Annotated in this window: 17 protein-coding genes and 1 pseudogene; 4 read left to right on the forward strand and 14 right to left on the reverse strand. The window is 67.1% G+C overall.

Features of this window, described 5'->3' with window-relative positions:
- Positions 1 to 60: 60 nt before the first annotated feature.
- Positions 61 to 960: a transcriptional regulator CynR gene (gene cynR, locus CDO44_RS00385; protein ID WP_087778405.1), complete on the reverse strand. Its 900-nt coding sequence runs from the start codon at positions 958 to 960 to the stop codon at positions 61 to 63.
- Between the two features lie 113 nt (positions 961 to 1,073).
- Here cynR and CDO44_RS00390 point away from each other — a divergent pair, with 113 nt between their 5' ends.
- Positions 1,074 to 1,541, forward strand: a complete 468-nt coding sequence (locus CDO44_RS00390) for a nucleoside deaminase (protein WP_087778159.1) — start codon at positions 1,074 to 1,076, stop codon at positions 1,539 to 1,541.
- Positions 1,542 to 1,591: 50 nt separating this feature from the next.
- Here CDO44_RS00390 and CDO44_RS27930 read toward each other — a convergent pair.
- Positions 1,592 to 1,786: pseudogene (locus tag CDO44_RS27930) on the reverse strand (DUF2938 family protein); the annotation flags it as partial.
- A 79-nt stretch (positions 1,787 to 1,865) separates the two neighbouring features.
- Between CDO44_RS27930 and CDO44_RS27935 the strand changes: the two are divergent.
- The 3 genes from CDO44_RS27935 (at position 1,866) to CDO44_RS00410 (ending at position 4,532) form a co-directional block, all read left to right on the forward strand.
- Entirely contained in the window at positions 1,866 to 2,336 is a 471-nt protein-coding gene (locus CDO44_RS27935; protein ID WP_369824465.1) for a hypothetical protein, read from the forward strand.
- 178 nt (positions 2,337 to 2,514) lie between these two features.
- Positions 2,515 to 3,228, forward strand: coding sequence for a MipA/OmpV family protein (locus CDO44_RS00405; RefSeq protein ID WP_233146001.1), 714 nt, complete (start codon positions 2,515 to 2,517; stop codon positions 3,226 to 3,228).
- Positions 3,225 to 4,532: an MFS transporter gene (locus CDO44_RS00410; RefSeq protein WP_144389442.1), complete on the forward strand. Its 1,308-nt coding sequence runs from the start codon at positions 3,225 to 3,227 to the stop codon at positions 4,530 to 4,532. Before CDO44_RS00405 ends, CDO44_RS00410 begins: the two co-directional genes overlap by 4 nt.
- A gap of 29 nt (positions 4,533 to 4,561) precedes the next feature.
- Here CDO44_RS00410 and CDO44_RS00415 read toward each other — a convergent pair whose 3' ends face one another.
- The 12 genes from CDO44_RS00415 to CDO44_RS00470 form a co-directional block, all read right to left on the reverse strand.
- Positions 4,562 to 5,155 carry a TetR/AcrR family transcriptional regulator gene (locus CDO44_RS00415; protein WP_087778163.1) on the reverse strand — a complete coding sequence of 198 codons (594 nt, stop codon included), beginning with the start codon at positions 5,153 to 5,155 and terminating at the stop codon, positions 4,562 to 4,564.
- Between the two features lie 145 nt (positions 5,156 to 5,300).
- Positions 5,301 to 6,392: a redox-regulated ATPase YchF gene (ychF, locus tag CDO44_RS00420; RefSeq protein WP_087778164.1), complete on the reverse strand. Its 1,092-nt coding sequence runs from the start codon at positions 6,390 to 6,392 to the stop codon at positions 5,301 to 5,303.
- Between the two features lie 92 nt (positions 6,393 to 6,484).
- Entirely contained in the window at positions 6,485 to 7,480 is a 996-nt protein-coding gene (locus CDO44_RS00425; RefSeq protein ID WP_087778165.1) for a tripartite tricarboxylate transporter substrate binding protein, read from the reverse strand.
- 12 nt (positions 7,481 to 7,492) lie between these two features.
- On the reverse strand, positions 7,493 to 8,371 hold the full coding sequence (locus CDO44_RS00430; RefSeq protein WP_087778166.1) for an alpha/beta hydrolase: 879 nt from the start codon (positions 8,369 to 8,371) through the stop codon (positions 7,493 to 7,495).
- A 126-nt stretch (positions 8,372 to 8,497) separates the two neighbouring features.
- Positions 8,498 to 9,295, reverse strand: a complete 798-nt coding sequence (locus CDO44_RS00435) for an SDR family NAD(P)-dependent oxidoreductase (RefSeq protein WP_198951258.1) — start codon at positions 9,293 to 9,295, stop codon at positions 8,498 to 8,500.
- Between the two features lie 33 nt (positions 9,296 to 9,328).
- Positions 9,329 to 10,147: a CPBP family glutamic-type intramembrane protease gene (locus CDO44_RS00440; protein ID WP_087778167.1), complete on the reverse strand. Its 819-nt coding sequence runs from the start codon at positions 10,145 to 10,147 to the stop codon at positions 9,329 to 9,331.
- Positions 10,140 to 10,733 carry an aminoacyl-tRNA hydrolase gene (pth, locus tag CDO44_RS00445; protein ID WP_087778407.1) on the reverse strand — a complete coding sequence of 198 codons (594 nt, stop codon included), beginning with the start codon at positions 10,731 to 10,733 and terminating at the stop codon, positions 10,140 to 10,142. Before pth ends, CDO44_RS00440 begins: the two co-directional genes overlap by 8 nt.
- A gap of 86 nt (positions 10,734 to 10,819) precedes the next feature.
- A complete protein-coding gene (locus CDO44_RS00450; RefSeq protein WP_087778168.1) occupies positions 10,820 to 11,776 on the reverse strand; it encodes a LysR family transcriptional regulator in 957 nt (318 codons plus the stop codon).
- Between the two features lie 29 nt (positions 11,777 to 11,805).
- Positions 11,806 to 12,813, reverse strand: a complete 1,008-nt coding sequence (locus tag CDO44_RS00455) for a tripartite tricarboxylate transporter substrate binding protein (protein WP_087778169.1) — start codon at positions 12,811 to 12,813, stop codon at positions 11,806 to 11,808.
- Between the two features lie 29 nt (positions 12,814 to 12,842).
- The gene (locus CDO44_RS00460) at positions 12,843 to 13,934 is read right to left on the reverse strand and encodes a TauD/TfdA family dioxygenase (RefSeq protein ID WP_087778170.1); all 1,092 of its coding nucleotides are present in this window, start codon (positions 13,932 to 13,934) and stop codon (positions 12,843 to 12,845) included.
- Positions 13,935 to 14,185: 251 nt separating this feature from the next.
- The gene (locus tag CDO44_RS00465; protein ID WP_087778171.1) at positions 14,186 to 14,782 is read right to left on the reverse strand and encodes a 50S ribosomal protein L25/general stress protein Ctc; all 597 of its coding nucleotides are present in this window, start codon (positions 14,780 to 14,782) and stop codon (positions 14,186 to 14,188) included.
- 141 nt (positions 14,783 to 14,923) lie between these two features.
- Entirely contained in the window at positions 14,924 to 15,874 is a 951-nt protein-coding gene (locus CDO44_RS00470; protein WP_198951259.1) for a ribose-phosphate pyrophosphokinase, read from the reverse strand.
- Positions 15,875 to 15,977 lie beyond the last annotated feature (103 nt).

Genomic DNA, 15,977 nt, shown 5'->3' on the forward strand with positions numbered 1-15,977 from the left:
TATATCGTTTTAGTGTATCGCGCAAGTATCGATGCCATCCTCATCGCCACAGGGCTCGCTCTATGGGCGCGTGGAAACGGGCCTCGACGCGCCGCGCGCCAGTGCCAGGCGGACGAATTCCCGCGCCGCGGCCGTCTGGTAGGCGCCCCGGCGCTGCATGAGAACGGCCGTACGCTTCAGCCGCGAGGGAGCGAGCGCGATGGCTACGAGCCCCTCGCGCTCGCTGGCGATCTTCGCGGGCAACAGCGTGGAAAGCGCCGTGCGGCGGACGATCTCGATCACGGCGCCCAGCGAATTCGCCTCCATCAGGACGCGCGGACGAAGATTGTTCTGCCGGCAATAGCGATCGATCTGCTCGCGCGTCGCGAACTCGGCGGTCAGCAGGACGAGCGACTCGTCGTTCAGGGCCCGCAGGCCGATCGTCTTGCGGCCGGCGAGCCGGTGTCCGCGGCCGACGACCAGGGCGAGGGTCTCCACCAGCAGCCCGCGCGACGAAATGTCGGCCGAGTGCACTTCCTCGAACCCGATGCCGATGTCGTATTCGTCGTCCGCCAGCGCGGCTTCGATGCGTTCCTGGGGCATTTCGCGAATCGTCAATGCGACATTGGGATAGCGCTCATGGAAGCCCTCCACGAGGGGGCCGATCAGATAGGCTGCGAACGTGGGCGTGATGGCAATGCGCAAGGACCCTCGGCTGAGGTCGCCCACGTCGTGGATGGCGCGCCGGCCTTCTTCCAGGTCCTGGAGGGCCTTGCGGGCATGGCTGAAGTAGACCTGGCCGGCATCCGTGAGCCGCGTCGCGCGGCCGGACCTGTCGAACAACTGCGCCCCCAGCATGTCTTCCAGCTGCCGTATCTGCTGCGACAGCGCCGGCTGCGACACATGCAGGGCCGCCGCCGCGCGTGTGAAGCTGCGATGTTCGGCCACGGCCAGCAAATAGTGGATAGGGCGAAGCAGCATGGACGATCCCATAAGCCGTAATTATCGAAAAGATAATAAATCCGTCTTTTATCTTATTGATCGCCCGACGTAAGCTTGAAGCAGGCCGCCCCGGCCTCATTGGAGACACGAACATGAACATGCCCGAGCATTTCCTGCGCATGGCGGTCGATCTCGCCCGCAAGAACGCAGAGTGCGGCGGCCGGCCCTTCGGCGCGGTCATCGTCAGGAACGGTTCGGTCATCGGCACCGGCGTCAACCAGATCCTCTCGTGCGCCGATCCCACCGCCCATGCGGAACTCTCCGCGATCCGCGCGGCCTGTCGCTCGCTGGGTTCGCCATGCCTGCACGGCTGCGTGGTGTACGCCAGCGGGCAGCCCTGCCCGATGTGCCTGGCCGCCATCCACATGACCGGCATACGCGAGGTCGTGTACGCCTACTCGAACGACGATGCCGAACCTTATGGATTGTCGTCGGCGCCCGTCTACCGCGAGATGGCCCTGCCCCTGTCCGAGCAGTCCATCCGCATCGTCCATCATCCGATCTCGCCCGCCCCGCCGCTGTACGAGTGGTGGCAGGCAGCCGTCACCGAACGGGCTTGAACCCCGGGGCGGCAGTGCGCCGATCGGGAACGCATCGCTGCCTGTCCTCGTCAGGAGCGAAAGAGCGGCGTGGCCAGCCACGCCGAAATGTACAACCCCAGGCCGAACACCGCGTGCGTCACGAGGCTGCGCAGGCGCGCCGCATTGGGCCGCGGCGTCTTGGACGCCGCGATGCCAGCGCCCAGCCCCGGCTGCAGGATGAAGAACGGCGCGACGACGGTCGCAACGCCCAGGGCCAGGGCCGGCGCCCTCTCGGCCGCAGGCCTCGTGGTGGCGGCGGCGGGCCTGGCATGGCTGGCCGCGATACCGCTGGGGCAGCAATCGATGGCCATCATCTGGCCGATGCTGCTGATCGGCATCGGCACGGGCTTGCCGTGGGGCCTGATGGACGACCTCTCGGTCAGCGTCGTGCCCAAGGAGCGTGCCGGCATGGCGACCGGCATCTTTTCCACCATGCGGCTCGCTGGCGAAGCCGTGGCCCTGGCCGCCGCGGCGGCGCTGCTGCTCGCGCTGATGCAGTCCGGGCTGGCGCAGGCCCTGCACGATCCTCGCGCCATGGCGTCCATTCCCGCCATCGCCAACGACATGGCGGCCGGCGCGCTGGAACAAGCGTCCACACAACTGGGCGAAGGAGGCAAGACGCTGCTGGTGAGCATCTATGCCGGCGCCTTCCGCGTCATGCTGCTCGTGCTGGCCGCGCTGACCGTGGCGGGCGCGCTGGCGGCCTGGCTGCTGCTCAGGCCGGCGCGGTCCGCCGAGGCCCGCGGTTCGGCTGCGGGGCGGGCTTGCACCTGAACGCCCATGGAATGCCTATGCGGCGCCATAAGATACAAAAACGTATCTTGACGACCTTCCGTTGGCCCAATAAGATACACAAACGTATCTTAACTCCATCGGAGCTTTCATGGCCCTTCCTGCGCCACTCACCGCCCGCAGGCGTTCGCATATCCCTTCCCGATACTGCCTCGTCTTGATGGCGCTTTCCCTCGGGCACGAAGCCGCCGCCCAGGAAAAGGACCACGTCGAAATCGGGCTTGGCGCCGCGGCGCTTCCGCGATTCGAGGGCTCCGACGAGTACCGCGCAAGGCTGGCTCCGCTGGTCGACGTGCGCAAAGGCCGCTTCTTCGCCCGCACCAGCGACGGTATCGGCCTCAATCTCCTGGAAACGCCTCGCTTCACGATCGGAGCCAGCGTCGCATGGATGCCGGGGTACCGGGGGCGCGATGTCCCCGACGGCATAGGCAAGCTCTCGGCGGCATTGGGCGGCCGCGTTTTCGTATCGACGCGTGTCGGCGGCGCCGTGGCCACGCTTTCGGCCACGCAAGCGCTGACGGAAAGCGAGCGCGGCCTCCTGGTCAATGCCCGTGTGGCGTATCCTTACCAAGTGACCGAACGGTTGAAGGTCACGCCACTCATCTCGACCAACTGGGCGAACGGGAAATACATGGACAGCTACTTCGGCGTGGATGCCGCGCGCGCCGCCGGCTCGGGATTCCCGGTCTACCAGCCATCGGCCGGATTCAAGGACATCTCGCTGCGCGTCGCGGTGCGCTATCAACTGAACAAGCACTGGAGCGTCGCCGGCGCCGTCGGCGTGAGCCGGCTGCTGGGCAAGGCCGCCGACAGCCCATTCGTCAAGCGCGAGACGCAGCCCAGCGCGCTCGTGGGATTGACGTACACCTTTTGACTGCCCTTCCAGGAACCGGGGACGACCGGCGGCAAGATCCGCCGCCAGGCGCCTACGCCTGGTACGTCGTCTTCGCTCTCATGTTGTGCCAGGTCCTCGCTTCCATAGACGCGCGCCTGGCCTTCATCCTCGTGGAATCCATCAAGCAGGATCTGGATCTGAGCGATACCCAGATCGGCTTGATCACCGGGCCCGCATTCTCGTTGACCTATGCGCTGTTCGCGATCCCGATCGCCAAACTATCCGACAGGCGCAATCGCATCGTCGTCGTCAGTTGCGCGATCGTAGTCTGGAGCGCCTTCACCGCCGCTGCCGCACTGGCCCGCGGCTTTGCCAGCTTCGGCCTGACGCGGATCGGCGTGGCGATCGGCGAATCGGCGCTCACGCCGGCCGCCCACTCGGTCATCGCAAGCTGCCTCCCGGATCGGTTCCGGCCCAAGGGCATCGCGCTGTATTCCCTGGGGATAGGGATCGGCGCGCTGTTCGCGTTCGCCGGCGGCGGCTATATCGGCGATCGCTATGGCTGGCGTGCCGCGTTCCTTGCCATCGGCGGCGGGGGCCTGCTGTTGGCCGTCCTGGTCATGGCGACCGTCCGCGAACCGCTGCGCGAAGCGCTCCCCAGGCGGCCGCCGAACACACAGGGCAGCGTCCGCAGCCTGTTCGGGAATCCGGTCGCTCGCCATCTCATCATGGGGGGCGCCCTGCTCGGTTTCAGTTCGGGCGCGCTCAACGGATGGGGGCCGACCTATGTCATGCGCAACTTCGATCTGTCCGCCACCCAGGCGGGGACGGCATACGGCGCCCTTGCCGGGCTGCTGGCGATGGCCGGGATTCTTTCCGGGGGCGTCATTTCCAGCTGGCTTTCAGCGCGCCATCCGCGCTATGCGCTGCAGATGCTCGCGGGCGTATTCTTCCTTGCCACGGCCACCCAGGTGGGTTCGCTCCTTGCCGACGACTATCCTGCGTTCCTCGCGCTCTTTGCCGTCACGGTATTGCTGAGCGCCTTCTATATCGGCCCCACCTACGCGGCGATCCAGTCCATCGTCGCCTCGAACGAGCGCAGCTTTGCCTCCGCCGTGACCCTGTTCTGCATCAATGGCGTCGGCATTGCCAGCGGCACATTCATCGTCGGCCTGCTCAGCGACGCGCTCGAGGAACGGGCCGGAACCGATTCCCTGCAATGGTCCCTGATCGCGGTTTCCGTCGTGAAGGCGTGGTCGGCCTTGCACTACTGGCTGGCCAGCCGAGGGTTCGGACGTATCGGCGATGCCGCCTATGCGCCGGTCCGGCGCCTGGCCGGGTAGCCGCAGGGCGCGCGGGATTCCACCCCGGTTTACGCCGGCCGCACCAGCGGTAGGAAGATCGCGTCCACCCACGCTTTTCGCAAATCTCGCGGCGGCGCGGAAAGATTCATGACGACGTGATGGCGGAACAGGTCGCCCAGCAAGGTGGCAACCGGCGCAATGAGCTTGCGGGCATCGATCTCGCCGCGCTCGACCCCGCGCTCGAGCACCGTGGCCAATACGCTTTTCTCGCCATCGAGCAGAGCGCGATGCAGCTCCCGCGGCGAAGACCCGGCCTCCACGCCCGCGCTCAGCAGGAAGGGATGGATCACCATGACCAAGGCCGTCGCGCGCTCGCTCGCGCGATCGAGGTAGTCCAGCAATTCCGCGCGCAGGTCGCCACGTTCGGCGATGTCGAGCGGATGTTTTGCCATCTGGTGGCGGATGGCCGACATCGTGAGCGCGGCCTTGCCGTCCCAGCGGCGGGCGAGTACCGACCGGCTGGTGCCGGCCCTCGATGCCACGCCCTCCATGGTCAGTCCGAGGTATCCGTGCTCCACCAGTTCCGCCCAGGCGTCCTCGAGGATCGCACGCTCCAGGTCGGCGCCGCGGCGCCGCTGCTTGACGGGATTTGATGCAGGCATGCCGCTCGGCTCGTTAGACGCAGTGTGACGCATACACCATTAAGATACAAAAACGAATCTTAATGCTAGTCCTCCGGAAACGATCCGTCCAACGGTTTGCCGGGGCCGGGGGCCGCCGTTGCGGCGGGTTCTTCTCGGGGAAGGGTCAGACGTTGAACAAGAAGTTCATCACATCCCCATCCTTGACGATGTAGTCCTTCCCTTCCGCGCGCATCTTCCCGGCTTCCTTCGCGCCCGCCTCGCCCTTGTACTGGATGAAGTCGTCGAAGGCGATGGTCTGCGCGCGGATGAAGCCGCGCTCGAAGTCGGTGTGGATCACGCCCGCTGCCTGCGGCGCGGTGGCGCCGATGGGCACGGTCCAGGCGCGCACTTCCTTCACGCCGGCGGTGAAGTAGGTCTGCAGGCCGAGCAGCTTGAAGCCGGCGCGGATCAGCCGGTTCAGGCCGGGCTCTTCCATGCCCATGTCGGCCAGGAACACCGCGCGGTCCTCGTCGTCCATCTCGCCCAGCTCGGCCTCGATGGCGGCGCAGATGGCCACCGTGGGCGCGTTCTGCTTGTTGGCGTAATCGACCAGCTTGTCCAGCAGGGGATTGCCGGTGAAGCCGTCTTCCTTGACGTTGCCCACGTACATGGCGGGCTTGGCGGTGATGAAGCACAGCGGCTTGATCAATGCTTTCTCGTCGTCGGAAAGATCCATGGCGCGGATGGGCCTGGCCTCGTTGAGCTGGGCCACGCACTTCTCCAGCACAGCCACGAGCTTGGCGGCGTCCTTGTCGCCGGCACGGGCGGTCTTGGTGTGGCGCTGCAGGGCCTTCTCGGCGGTCTGCAGGTCGGCCAGCGCGAGTTCGGTCTCGATGACTTCGATGTCGGCGATGGGGTCGACCTTGCCGGCCACGTGGACCACGTTGGGATCCTCGAAGCAGCGCACGACGTTGACGATGGCGTCGGTTTCGCGGATGTGGGCCAGGAACTGGTTGCCCAGGCCTTCGCCCGTGCTGGCGCCCGCCACCAGGCCGGCGATGTCCACGAACTCCACCGTGGCGGGCACGATGCGCTCGGGCTTGACGATCTCGGCCAGGGCCGCGAGGCGCGGATCGGGCACTTCGACCACGCCCACGTTGGGCTCGATCGTGCAGAAGGGGTAGTTTTCCGCGGCGATGCCGGCTTTGGTCAAGGCGTTGAAAAGTGTGGACTTGCCGACGTTGGGCAGGCCCACGATGCCGCACTGGAGGGCCATGGGGGAAACCTATGTTGTCATCAAAAGGAGCTGGGGAGCATTGTACCGCCCCCCGTTCCTTTGCCGGCCCGCCCGGCTCCCGGCGCGCGCCGCTACTCCGCCTTGATGTCGGCCTTATCGATGATCCCCTTCCAGGTCGCCGCCTCCCGCGTGATCTGGGAGGCGAACTCCGACGGACTGTTGCCCACGGAAGTCAGGCCCAGCTTCTCGAACTGCTGCACGATCTCGGGCTTGGCGACGGCGGCCTTCACCGCGTCGGCCAGTTTCTGGACGATGGCGGGATCGGTTCCCACCGGGGCGGCGAGACCCCACCAGTTGCCCGCCACCAGGTCCGGCAGCCCCTGTTCCGCCGTGGTCTTCACCTCGGGCAGCGCCGGCAGCCGCTTGGGCGCCGCCACCGCCAGCGGCTTGAGCTTGCCGCTGGCGATGTGGCCCGCCACGGTGCTGATCCCGGCGGAGGCGAAGAAGATCTGGACGTCGCCCGCCAGCAGCGCCTGGACAGCGGGCGGCGAGCCGCGATAAGGCACGTGCACCAGCTCTATGCCGGCGGATTGCGCGTACAGCGCGCCGATCAGGTGCGGCGCCGTGCCGCTGCCCGGCGTGCCGTAGTTGAGCTTGCCTGGGTTCTTCTTGGCATAGGCGGTCAGTTCGGCCAGGTTGTTCGCCGGCAGGCTGGCATTGACCACGATCACCGCCGGCGCGTTATTGACGACCGTGATCGGCACGAGATCCTTGGCCGGGTCGTACCGCAGCTTGGCCAGGTACTGGTTGGTGACGAAGTTGTTGGTCGCGCCCAGCAGCAGCGTATAGCCGTCGGGCGCGGACCGCACCACGTCCTCGGCGCCGATGTTGCCCGACGCCCCGCTCTTGTTGTCGATGTAGAAATTCGCGCCCAGGCGCGCCTCGAGCTCCTGCTGCACGATGCGGAAGGTGACGTCGCCCGCGTTGCCGGGCGCGTAGGGCACGACCACGCGTATGGGACGCGACGGCCAGTTGTCGGCGGCCTGCGCGCCGATGCCGGGGGTGCACAGCAGCAGGGCCGCGGCGAGCATGCGGCACGGCGCGGTAAAAGCGGATGAGCGGGACATATCGGTATCCTCTCAGGTTGAACGCGCGCCGCTGCCTCCTGCCAGTTCCATGACGGCGCGATACAAGGGACTCGACCTGTCGCACAGGTCGAGGATGACGTCGAAATGATGCCGTCCTTCGAAGACGTGTTCGGAAGCCAGGAGACCGCGCTCGCGCCAGTACTGCGCCACTTCGCGGCTCTGCCGCCGGAATTCGTCGGTATCGCCGGCGGCCACCGCCACGACCACGGGCGTGCGGCCCGTGGGCTCGTTGGTCAGCAGCGAGAATTCCCGGACCTGCGCGGGCGTCAGGTGCAGCCGCTGGTTGCGGTACGACAGGCGCACGGGTTCGAGATGCCCCAGCCCGCTGACCAGCACCGCGCCGGCGAAATCGTTGCCCGGCAGCCCCTGCGCCTTCCAGTCGTGGATCAGGCATTGCGTGACGAGGTGGCTGCCCGAGGAGTGGCCGATGAGCACGATGCGGGCCGGATCGCCGCCATGGCGCGCGATGTTGCGCACGATCCAGGCGATGCCCTCTCGCACCGCGGCCACCATGTCGGCAAAAGGCACCTGCGAGGCGCGCGGAAAGCCGAGCGCCACGTAGACGCAGCCGTCCCGCACGAAGCTGGGCGCGGCAAAGGCGCTTTCCTCCTTGCTCTGACCCAGCCAGGCGCCGCCATGCACGTAGACCACCACCGGATGGGGGCCGGCCCCCGGCGGCCGGTAGATGTCGAGCCGGGCGTCGCGATGCTCGCCCCAGCGCACGTCGCGCTCCGTGCAAAGCGGCAGCGCCTGCAGGCTCAGGCGCGCGCCTTCGTCCAGCGTGTCGCGGAAAGTTGGGCAATAGCGCTGGTTGTCGTACTGGCGGTCCAGCTCTTCCTGGTCATAGTCTCCGAAGACTGCTGCTTTCATTCATGCATTCCGATACGGGATCTGCCCACAGTAGCAAAGGGCATTCTTTTTCGGAATTGAATTGTTTGTATAGATTGATATTCTTGTTTTATGAATGCGGGACCCTGCCCCGCCTGAACCGCCGCTTCAGATGAACGGCGCCGCGCACCCGTCCATGGGGATGACGGCCCCCGATACATAGCTGGCCAGATCGGAAGCCAGGAACAGCGCGACGCTGGCGATCTCGTCGGGCTCGGCCATCCTGCCCATCGGGATGCCGGCCACCTGTTCGGCCAGGATATCTTCCCGCGTGCGGCCGCTGGACTGGGCGGCCACGGCCACGCCTTCCTCTACCCGGCCGGTGCGGGTCAGCCCGGGGTTGATGGCGTTGAAGCGCACGCCCTGTGGCGCATAGGCGCGCGCGTAGCCGACCGTGGCCAGCATGAGCGCGGCATTGGCCGCTCCGCCGGCGATATGGAACGGGCCAGGCGATTTGCCGCCCTGGCCCACCACGTTGACGATGCTGCCGCGCCCGCGGCCGGCCATGCGCCTGGCCACCGCGTCCAGCACGTGCATGGTGCTGAAGTACTTGGCATCCATGGCCTGGCGGAAAGCCTCGCCGCCCAGTTGCTCGGGGGCGTAGCGCCGGGCGGCCCCGGCGGAATTGACCAGGGCCGCGATGGGGCCGATCTCTTCCTCGATGCGGCGGACCGTTTCCAGGGCGGCGGCCTCGTCGCTCGTATCGGCGGCCAGCACATGCATGTCCAGCCCTTCGGCCCGCAGCGCGGCGCGGGCCGACTCCAGGTTGGCCTGGCTGCGCGACACGCCGGCGACGGTCGCGCCGGCCCGCGCGAATGCGCGCGCGCAGGCAAAGCCTATGCCTTTGCTGGCGCCGGTGACCATCACTACGGCATTGTCGAACGTGAGCGTGGGAGCCAGTTTCATCTGGAGCGTCCTCCGGGTTGCGCGTGAATCCGATTATCCATCCAGCACGCCGGGCGCGTAGTTCTGCAGGAACCACAGCAACGCCATGGGGCCGGCATTGAAGCACGCATGCAGGGCGATCGAAGCGCCGATGCCGAAGCGCACGCGCATCCATCCCAGTACCAGCCCGGTTGCCCATTGCGGCAGCACCAGCAAGGGCAACAGCACCCAGCCGGCCTCGCCCAGGCGGAAGTTGAAAAGATGCAGGAAGGCGAACGCCAGCGTGGACAGATGAAAGACGATGGGAAAAGCATTGCGGTAGCGGCGCAGCCAGCGCCATGGCCAGCGCCAGCGGCGCCAGGCCAGCACGGCGGCAATGGCGCCGCATGCCAGGACGAGGCTCGCCGCCGCCATCAGGCTGGGCCGCATCAGCATGGCGGCGACCAGCACGGGCAACAGCCACGGCGCCACGGCGGGCCGCCGCAAGCCGAAGCGGAACACCATTTCCTCGACCACCGGCGCCCACAGGACGACGTGGAACCACGACAGATGCAGCGCATCCAGGCGACGTTCGGCGCCCGAGGCCGTTGCGACGGAGGCCGCCAGCGGCCCGAGCACCAGCAGGTTGATGCCCCACAGCACCAGCAGCCAGTTGAACAGGTGCGGCCCGGCAGCGCCACCCAGCCATTCCTGCGATGCGTAGCGCGGCCGGCCCTCGTGCAGGCTGCGGTAGCCATAGGCGCCGCGCGGCATGCGCGGCGCCAGCCGGGGCCGCCTGACGAAAGCCAGGAAGTCGGCGAATTCTTCGCGAAAGCGTGGCCGGCCGGCCGAGCCCGAGACGGCGGATGCGTGAGAAGCGCGGGCCTCAGGCATTGCCGCTGTGCAATTGCTGCATCGCCTGTTCGAACTCGCCCTTGAGCACGGCCGGGATGATGGCGCGGGCGCGATCCAGGGTCTCGTCGATGCGGAGCTGTTCTTCCTTGCGGGGCGGGTGCAGCACGAAGTCCACCACCTGTTGCGCCAGGCCGAGCGAACGGGGATGGCCGATACCCAGCCTCAGCCGCCAGAACGCCGGCGAGCCCAGCGCGGCCTGGATGTCCTTCAGGCCGTTGTGTCCCGCATGGCTGCCACCCTGCTTGAGCTTGGCCTGGCCGGGAAGCAGGTCCAGTTCGTCGTGCGCCACCAGGATCTGCTCGGGCGCCAGCTTGTAGAACCGCGCCAGCGCGCCGACCGCCTGGCCCGACCGGTTCATGTAGGTCATGGGCTTGACCAGCAGGATCGCCGCCCCATCGACGCGCGCCTTGGCCACGTGGCCGAAGAAAGGCTTTTCGTTCGCGAACGACACGCGCAGGTCGTCGGCAATCTGGTCCAGCAGCCAGAAGCCCGCATTGTGCCGGGTGCGTTCGTAATCGGGACCGGGATTGCCCAGCCCGGCGATGAGGCGTATGGGTTCGGACATGAAGGGATCGATGCGCAAGAAAAACGATGGACGGCCGCCGGGTGCGGCGACGCGGCGGCCGGGACTCGAATGAAAGGCCTGTTATCTTAGCCCGATCCCTGTCGGCGGGCGCCCGGATCCCCGTCCTGCCGGACGAATTCGCAGAAGCGCATCGCGGCCGCGCTGGCCCCGCCGTGGTGCATCGCCAGCACGATGGGATAGGTCACGGCTTCCCCCTGCCCCGACACCACCTCCACGTACACCACGCCGTCCATCGCGATGCGGCGGGTCGAATCGGGAATGAGAGCCACGCCCACGCCCAGGCGCACCAGCCCCAGCGTGGCGAGCAGGTGCGTTTCGGACTGATGCACGTGCACGTGGGCCCCGGTCTGCTGCAGGGCGACGCTCACGGCCGCGTGATAGCCCGGGCTGGCCGCGTGCGGATAATGCGTGACGAGCTGTTCCCCCGCCAGGTCGGGAAGACCGACGCGGCCAAGGCCGGCAAAACGATGGGCCCGGTGCACCGCGAGGCAGAACCGCTCGCGGCCGAAGGGAAACGTCCGCAGCTGGGGATGGCTCGCACCCCCCGGCACGCAGACGCCCACGTCGATGCTGCCGCCTTCGACCGCGGAGATCACGTCCTGGCTGGATCCCGTGGTCAAGGACACGCGTATGCCGGCCTCCACCGCGCAGAATCGCTCCAGCCATTCCGGCAGCAGGTTGAGCATCGCGCTGTCTATGCTCTTGATCCGGAGGATCTCGCGCGCGCCCTCGGTGGCCGCCCTGGCCGCCGCGACGGACATTTCGGCCTGCCGCAGCAGGTAGCGGGCTTCGCGCAGGAAGACCACGCCCGCCGGCGTGAGCGAGACCGACGAACGCGTGCGCTGGAAGAGCGGCGTCCCCACGGTCTCTTCCAGTCGCCGGATGGCCGTGCTCAGGGGCGGCTGGGTCATGCAGAGACGGATGGCGGCACGCCGGAAATTGAGCTCCTCGGCCACCACGATGAATTGCCTGAGCTGCCTGAGATCCGCGAGACCCGGTGGATGTCGTTCCGGCGTGTTCATCGAGGGCGGAGGTGCGGCTGCATGGCGGCTCAATTCAAGGTGATGCGGGTCTTGTCCAGGATTTCCGTCCAGTACTTGAGGTCTTCGGCCATCATGGCCTCGAACTGCGTGGGCGAGACATCGCGCGTCTGGATGGCCCGCTTGGCCAGAGCTTGGCGGAACTCGTCGTTGCGCGCAACCCGCGCCCATGCCGCGCGGAGCTTTTCCTTGACCGGAGCGCTCACGCCGGAAGGCGCGAAGACGGCAAGCCAGCCGTCGTTGGCCATGCCCTCGATGCCCAGTTCCTTGAAGGTCGGCACGGACGGAAACGCCGCCGGCCGTTCCGAGCCGGTGGACGCCAGCGCGCGGATGCGCCCGCTGTGGATGAGGTCTTCGGCGCCCGCCACGGTTTGCAGGGTGAGCTGCACGTCGCCCGCGAGCAAGGCCATGATGGCGGGGTTCTGGCCCTGGTATGGCGCATGCACCATGTTCAGGCCCTGCTGCAGGCGGAACTGCTCGGCAAGCACGTGCGAAGGCGCTCCCACGCCGCCGGATGCGTATGTGAAGGCGCCGGGCTTGGCCTTGATGCGTTCGACCAGCTCGCGCACATTGGCCACGTCCACGTGCTGCGGCGCGACCATGAGGACGAAGCCCTGGTCGCCCAGGTAGCCGATAGGCGTGAAGCTGCGCAGCGGATCGTATTCCACGTCGGGCCGCAGCCTGCTGTTGAGCAGGATGCCGAACGAGCCCAGCGCGAGGGTGTAGCCGTCGGGCTTGGACTTGGCCAGCCGCACCATGCCGATCGTGCTGCCGGCTCCCGGCACGTTCCTCACCACCACGGGCTGGCCGAGCTCCTTGGCGAGATAGGTCGCGGCCAGGCGTCCCGCCACGTCCAGCAATCCCCCCGGCGCGTACGGGACGATGAGCTCGAGATTGCGGCTGGGATACTCCTCCGCCGCTCCCGCCGGCATCGTGCCGAACAGGGCGGCCGCGAGCACCAGTGCGCGGGCGGCGAGGGCACGGGCACGCCCCATGCCGTTTCTGACGATGTTATTCATGTTGGTCGCGTCTCCTTCCACGTATTCATTCAAGCCACGCTTGCGCGCAGCGATTCGAGATAGGCCTCGGGGAATTCCAGTTCGGGCTGCCGGCGCGCCAGCCAGAGCCGGTGGTCCTCGTCCGAGTGCATCACCTGGCGCTCGGCCAGCGGCGGCCACTCCGGCGCGCTGAGCCAGACTCGGAGCAGATGGCGGCGTTTCTCGATGGCGTCTTCGTCGACATAGTCCGTGCGGCCATGCACGATCACGCGATTGTTGAGGAACTGGATGTCGCCGTCCTGGAACTGCATGTCCAGGTAGAAATCCGGCGATTCGGCCATGGTCTCCAGGGTGGCGATCGCTTCCCTGTCGAGGTCGGTCAAGTGTCCGTGCCCCTCCTGCGCCGCGCGCCGGATGTAGCTGCCTAGAAAGTAGCAGGCCACCTGCTGCGGCCAGCCGTCGAGCCGGTCGAACACCGGAACCGGCGCCAGGCTCACCTTTCTCCCGTCGCCCAGCTGGGCGTCCTTGTCGCCGCGCCGGAAGTAGTAGCCGCCGTACAGGCTGGCCAGCAGGTCCGGCCGGCTCTCGGCCAGCGCATCGTGGATTGCCAGGGCGCTGCAGATCCGGCTCGCGCCGCCGGCCTTGGCGGTGCGCAGACACATCAGGCCGATGATGTCGCAGGAATCGGTGTGCATGTTCATGTGGCCGCCGTCCTGGTAGGCGCGCGCCACTTCGCCGTAGCCTTCGAGGTTCAGCACGTGGCCCAGCAGCTCGCCCCGGTGGGACTGGGAGATCGGCACGCCCAGGTGCACGGAGAGGCCGAAATAGATCTGGGCCATTTCATCGGCGCTGTACTCGGTGCGCGGCAGGCCGCGCAGCATGGCGAATCCCTTGCCGCGATAGATCTGCCCGGCAACCGCCGCCAACTTGCGCGCCACCCGGTCCAGCGGGAAGTCCTGGCGGCGCAAGGGCAGGGTCCGCCCCCCGCCTCGTGCATTCAGGGCCGCAAGCGCGCGGCCGATTTCGTCGATATCCGCTTCGTCCAGGTGGAACAGGCAGGTTTCGGTCCAATCGATCTGCGGACCGCGCCAGGAAGCGGGCGCGCCCGTAGGGGACAGGAGGTGGCGAGTGGCAGTGGACATGGTCGTCGCTCGGGAATAGTTGGAATCGCCCCGGGCCGCACCGGCCCGGACGATCCCAGTGTGCCCGATCGCCCCTGATATCTCTAATTCTTTTCAATGGCGGAGCTGATACATCCCGTATCTCAGCCTTCATCGCCTCCCGACAGGCCTCGCGGCCATGAAAAAACCCCGACCGGGAAACGATCGGGGTTTTTCGCAAGCGCAACCGGAAATCCGCGCCGGCGGCAGCCAGCGCGCAGGCCGGGAGTCTTTTACTTCTCTTCGGCCGGAGCGGCTTCTTCCTCGGCCGCACCGCCCGGCTTGGCGATGGCGGTGGCAACGACGATGTCGCCGCCCGCGGCGAACGTGACGCCCTTGGGAGGCTTGATGTCGGCCAGGTGGATCGAGGCGCCGGCGATGATGTTGCCCAGGTCGACTTCGATGAACTGGGGCAGGTCGTTCGGCAGGCAGTTCACTTCGACTTCGTTCAACACGTGGTTGATGATCGCGCCGCTGAGCTTGACGGCGGGCGAGGTCTCGGCGTTGACGAAGTGCAGGGGCACCTTGGTGTGCAGGGCCTGGCCGGCGGCGACGCGCTGGAAGTCCACGTGCAGCACTTGGGGCTTGTAGGGATGCCATTGAACGGCGCGCAGCAGGACTTGCGTGCCCTTGCCGTCGAGTTGCATGCTCAGGATGGAGGAGTGGAACTCTTCCTTGCGCAGGGCATGGTAGATCTCGTTGTGGTCGAGTTCGATCGACAGGGGCGCTGCGTCGCCGCCATAGACGATGGCGGGAACACGGCCGGCGCGGCGCAGGCGGCGGCTCGCACTCGAACCCTGGACGCTACGCGAAGTGGCGTTGAATTGCATGGTTTTCTCCAAAATGCGGCGGGCGACATACCCGCGCGCGGTGCACGGAACGCGACCATCGCATTCCGTCCGGCAGCGCCGCGACCAGCGCTTCCGGCTCGCCTTCGAGCCCTGCGCGAGGCAAGGCTCGAAGAGCAGAACTTATTCGACGAACAGCGAGCTGACCGAGTCGGCCCGCGAAATGCGCAGCATCGTTTCGCCGATCAGGGCGGCGCACGACAGCTGGCGGATGCGGCTGCATGCCCTGACCTCGTCGCTGGCGGGAATGGTGTCGGTCACCACCAACTCGTCGAGGTCGGATTCGGCGATGCGGCCCACCGCGCCGCCCGACAGCACGGCGTGCGTGCAATAGGCGTACACGGCCAGGGCGCCGCGCTGCTTCAGGACCTGGGCGGCCTTGCACAGCGTGCCGGCGGTATCGACCATGTCGTCCATGATGATGCAGGTGCGGCCATCGACGTCGCCGATAATGTTCATCACTTCGGACACGTTGGCCCGCGGACGGCGCTTGTCGATGATGGCCAGGTCGACCTCGAGGCGCTTGGCCAGCGCGCGGGCGCGGACCACGCCGCCCACGTCGGGCGAGACCACCATCAGGTTCGACAGGTTGCGTTTCCAGATGTCGCTGAGCAGGATGGGCGCAGCGTAGATGTTGTCGACCGGGATGTCGAAGAAGCCTTGGATCTGGTCGGCGTGCAGGTCCATGGTCAGGATGCGGTCCACGCCGACGACCTGCAGCATGTTGGCCACGACCTTGGCCGAGATCGCCACGCGCGCCGAACGGGGGCGGCGATCCTGGCGGGCATAGCCGAAATACGGCATGGCCGCCGTGATGCGGCCGGCGGAAGCCCGGCGCAGCGCATCGACCATGACCATGATTTCCATCAGGTTGTCGTTGGTCGGCGCACAGGTGGGCTGGAGCACGAAGACGTCCTTGCCACGGACGTTCTCGTTGATTTCCACCATGACTTCGCCGTCGGAGAAGCGACCGACGCTCATCTTGCCCAGTGGTATGCCGAGATGGCTCGCGACGTCCGCCGCCAGCTTGGGGTTGGCAGTCCCCGTGAATATCATGAAGCTTTCTTGCGCCATGACGCATGTGCCCGTGGCTGTGGCCCGGGTGACCTGTAACCGGGGCCGATCGACAAAACAACAAAGCTGTTGACCCTGTGAAACGCGAACAGGCATCAACAGC

This window comes from Pigmentiphaga sp. NML080357 (assembly GCF_002188465.1).
GTDB lineage: Bacteria > Pseudomonadota > Gammaproteobacteria > Burkholderiales > Burkholderiaceae_B > Pigmentiphaga.

What these genes read in the sequence shown, in the direction of transcription:
- cynR (WP_087778405.1), bottom strand. Translation starts at nt 960, where the DNA reads ATGCTGCTTCGCCCTATCCACTATTTGCTGGCCGTGGCCGAACATCGC.
- CDO44_RS00405 (WP_233146001.1), top strand. Translation starts at nt 2,515, where the DNA reads ATGGCGCTTTCCCTCGGGCACGAAGCCGCCGCCCAGGAAAAGGACCAC.
- CDO44_RS00415 (WP_087778163.1), bottom strand. Translation starts at nt 5,155, where the DNA reads ATGCCTGCATCAAATCCCGTCAAGCAGCGGCGCCGCGGCGCCGACCTG.
- CDO44_RS27935 (WP_369824465.1), top strand. Translation starts at nt 1,866, where the DNA reads ATGGCCATCATCTGGCCGATGCTGCTGATCGGCATCGGCACGGGCTTG.
- pth (WP_087778407.1), bottom strand. Translation starts at nt 10,733, where the DNA reads ATGTCCGAACCCATACGCCTCATCGCCGGGCTGGGCAATCCCGGTCCC.
- CDO44_RS00425 (WP_087778165.1), bottom strand. Translation starts at nt 7,480, where the DNA reads ATGTCCCGCTCATCCGCTTTTACCGCGCCGTGCCGCATGCTCGCCGCG.
- CDO44_RS00465 (WP_087778171.1), bottom strand. Translation starts at nt 14,782, where the DNA reads ATGCAATTCAACGCCACTTCGCGTAGCGTCCAGGGTTCGAGTGCGAGC.
- CDO44_RS00440 (WP_087778167.1), bottom strand. Translation starts at nt 10,147, where the DNA reads ATGCCTGAGGCCCGCGCTTCTCACGCATCCGCCGTCTCGGGCTCGGCC.
- CDO44_RS00430 (WP_087778166.1), bottom strand. Translation starts at nt 8,371, where the DNA reads ATGAAAGCAGCAGTCTTCGGAGACTATGACCAGGAAGAGCTGGACCGC.
- CDO44_RS00435 (WP_198951258.1), bottom strand. Translation starts at nt 9,295, where the DNA reads ATGAAACTGGCTCCCACGCTCACGTTCGACAATGCCGTAGTGATGGTC.
- CDO44_RS00470 (WP_198951259.1), bottom strand. Translation starts at nt 15,874, where the DNA reads ATGGCGCAAGAAAGCTTCATGATATTCACGGGGACTGCCAACCCCAAG.
- CDO44_RS00460 (WP_087778170.1), bottom strand. Translation starts at nt 13,934, where the DNA reads ATGTCCACTGCCACTCGCCACCTCCTGTCCCCTACGGGCGCGCCCGCT.
- CDO44_RS00390 (WP_087778159.1), top strand. Translation starts at nt 1,074, where the DNA reads ATGAACATGCCCGAGCATTTCCTGCGCATGGCGGTCGATCTCGCCCGC.
- ychF (WP_087778164.1), bottom strand. Translation starts at nt 6,392, where the DNA reads ATGGCCCTCCAGTGCGGCATCGTGGGCCTGCCCAACGTCGGCAAGTCC.
- CDO44_RS00455 (WP_087778169.1), bottom strand. Translation starts at nt 12,813, where the DNA reads ATGAATAACATCGTCAGAAACGGCATGGGGCGTGCCCGTGCCCTCGCC.
- CDO44_RS00450 (WP_087778168.1), bottom strand. Translation starts at nt 11,776, where the DNA reads ATGAACACGCCGGAACGACATCCACCGGGTCTCGCGGATCTCAGGCAG.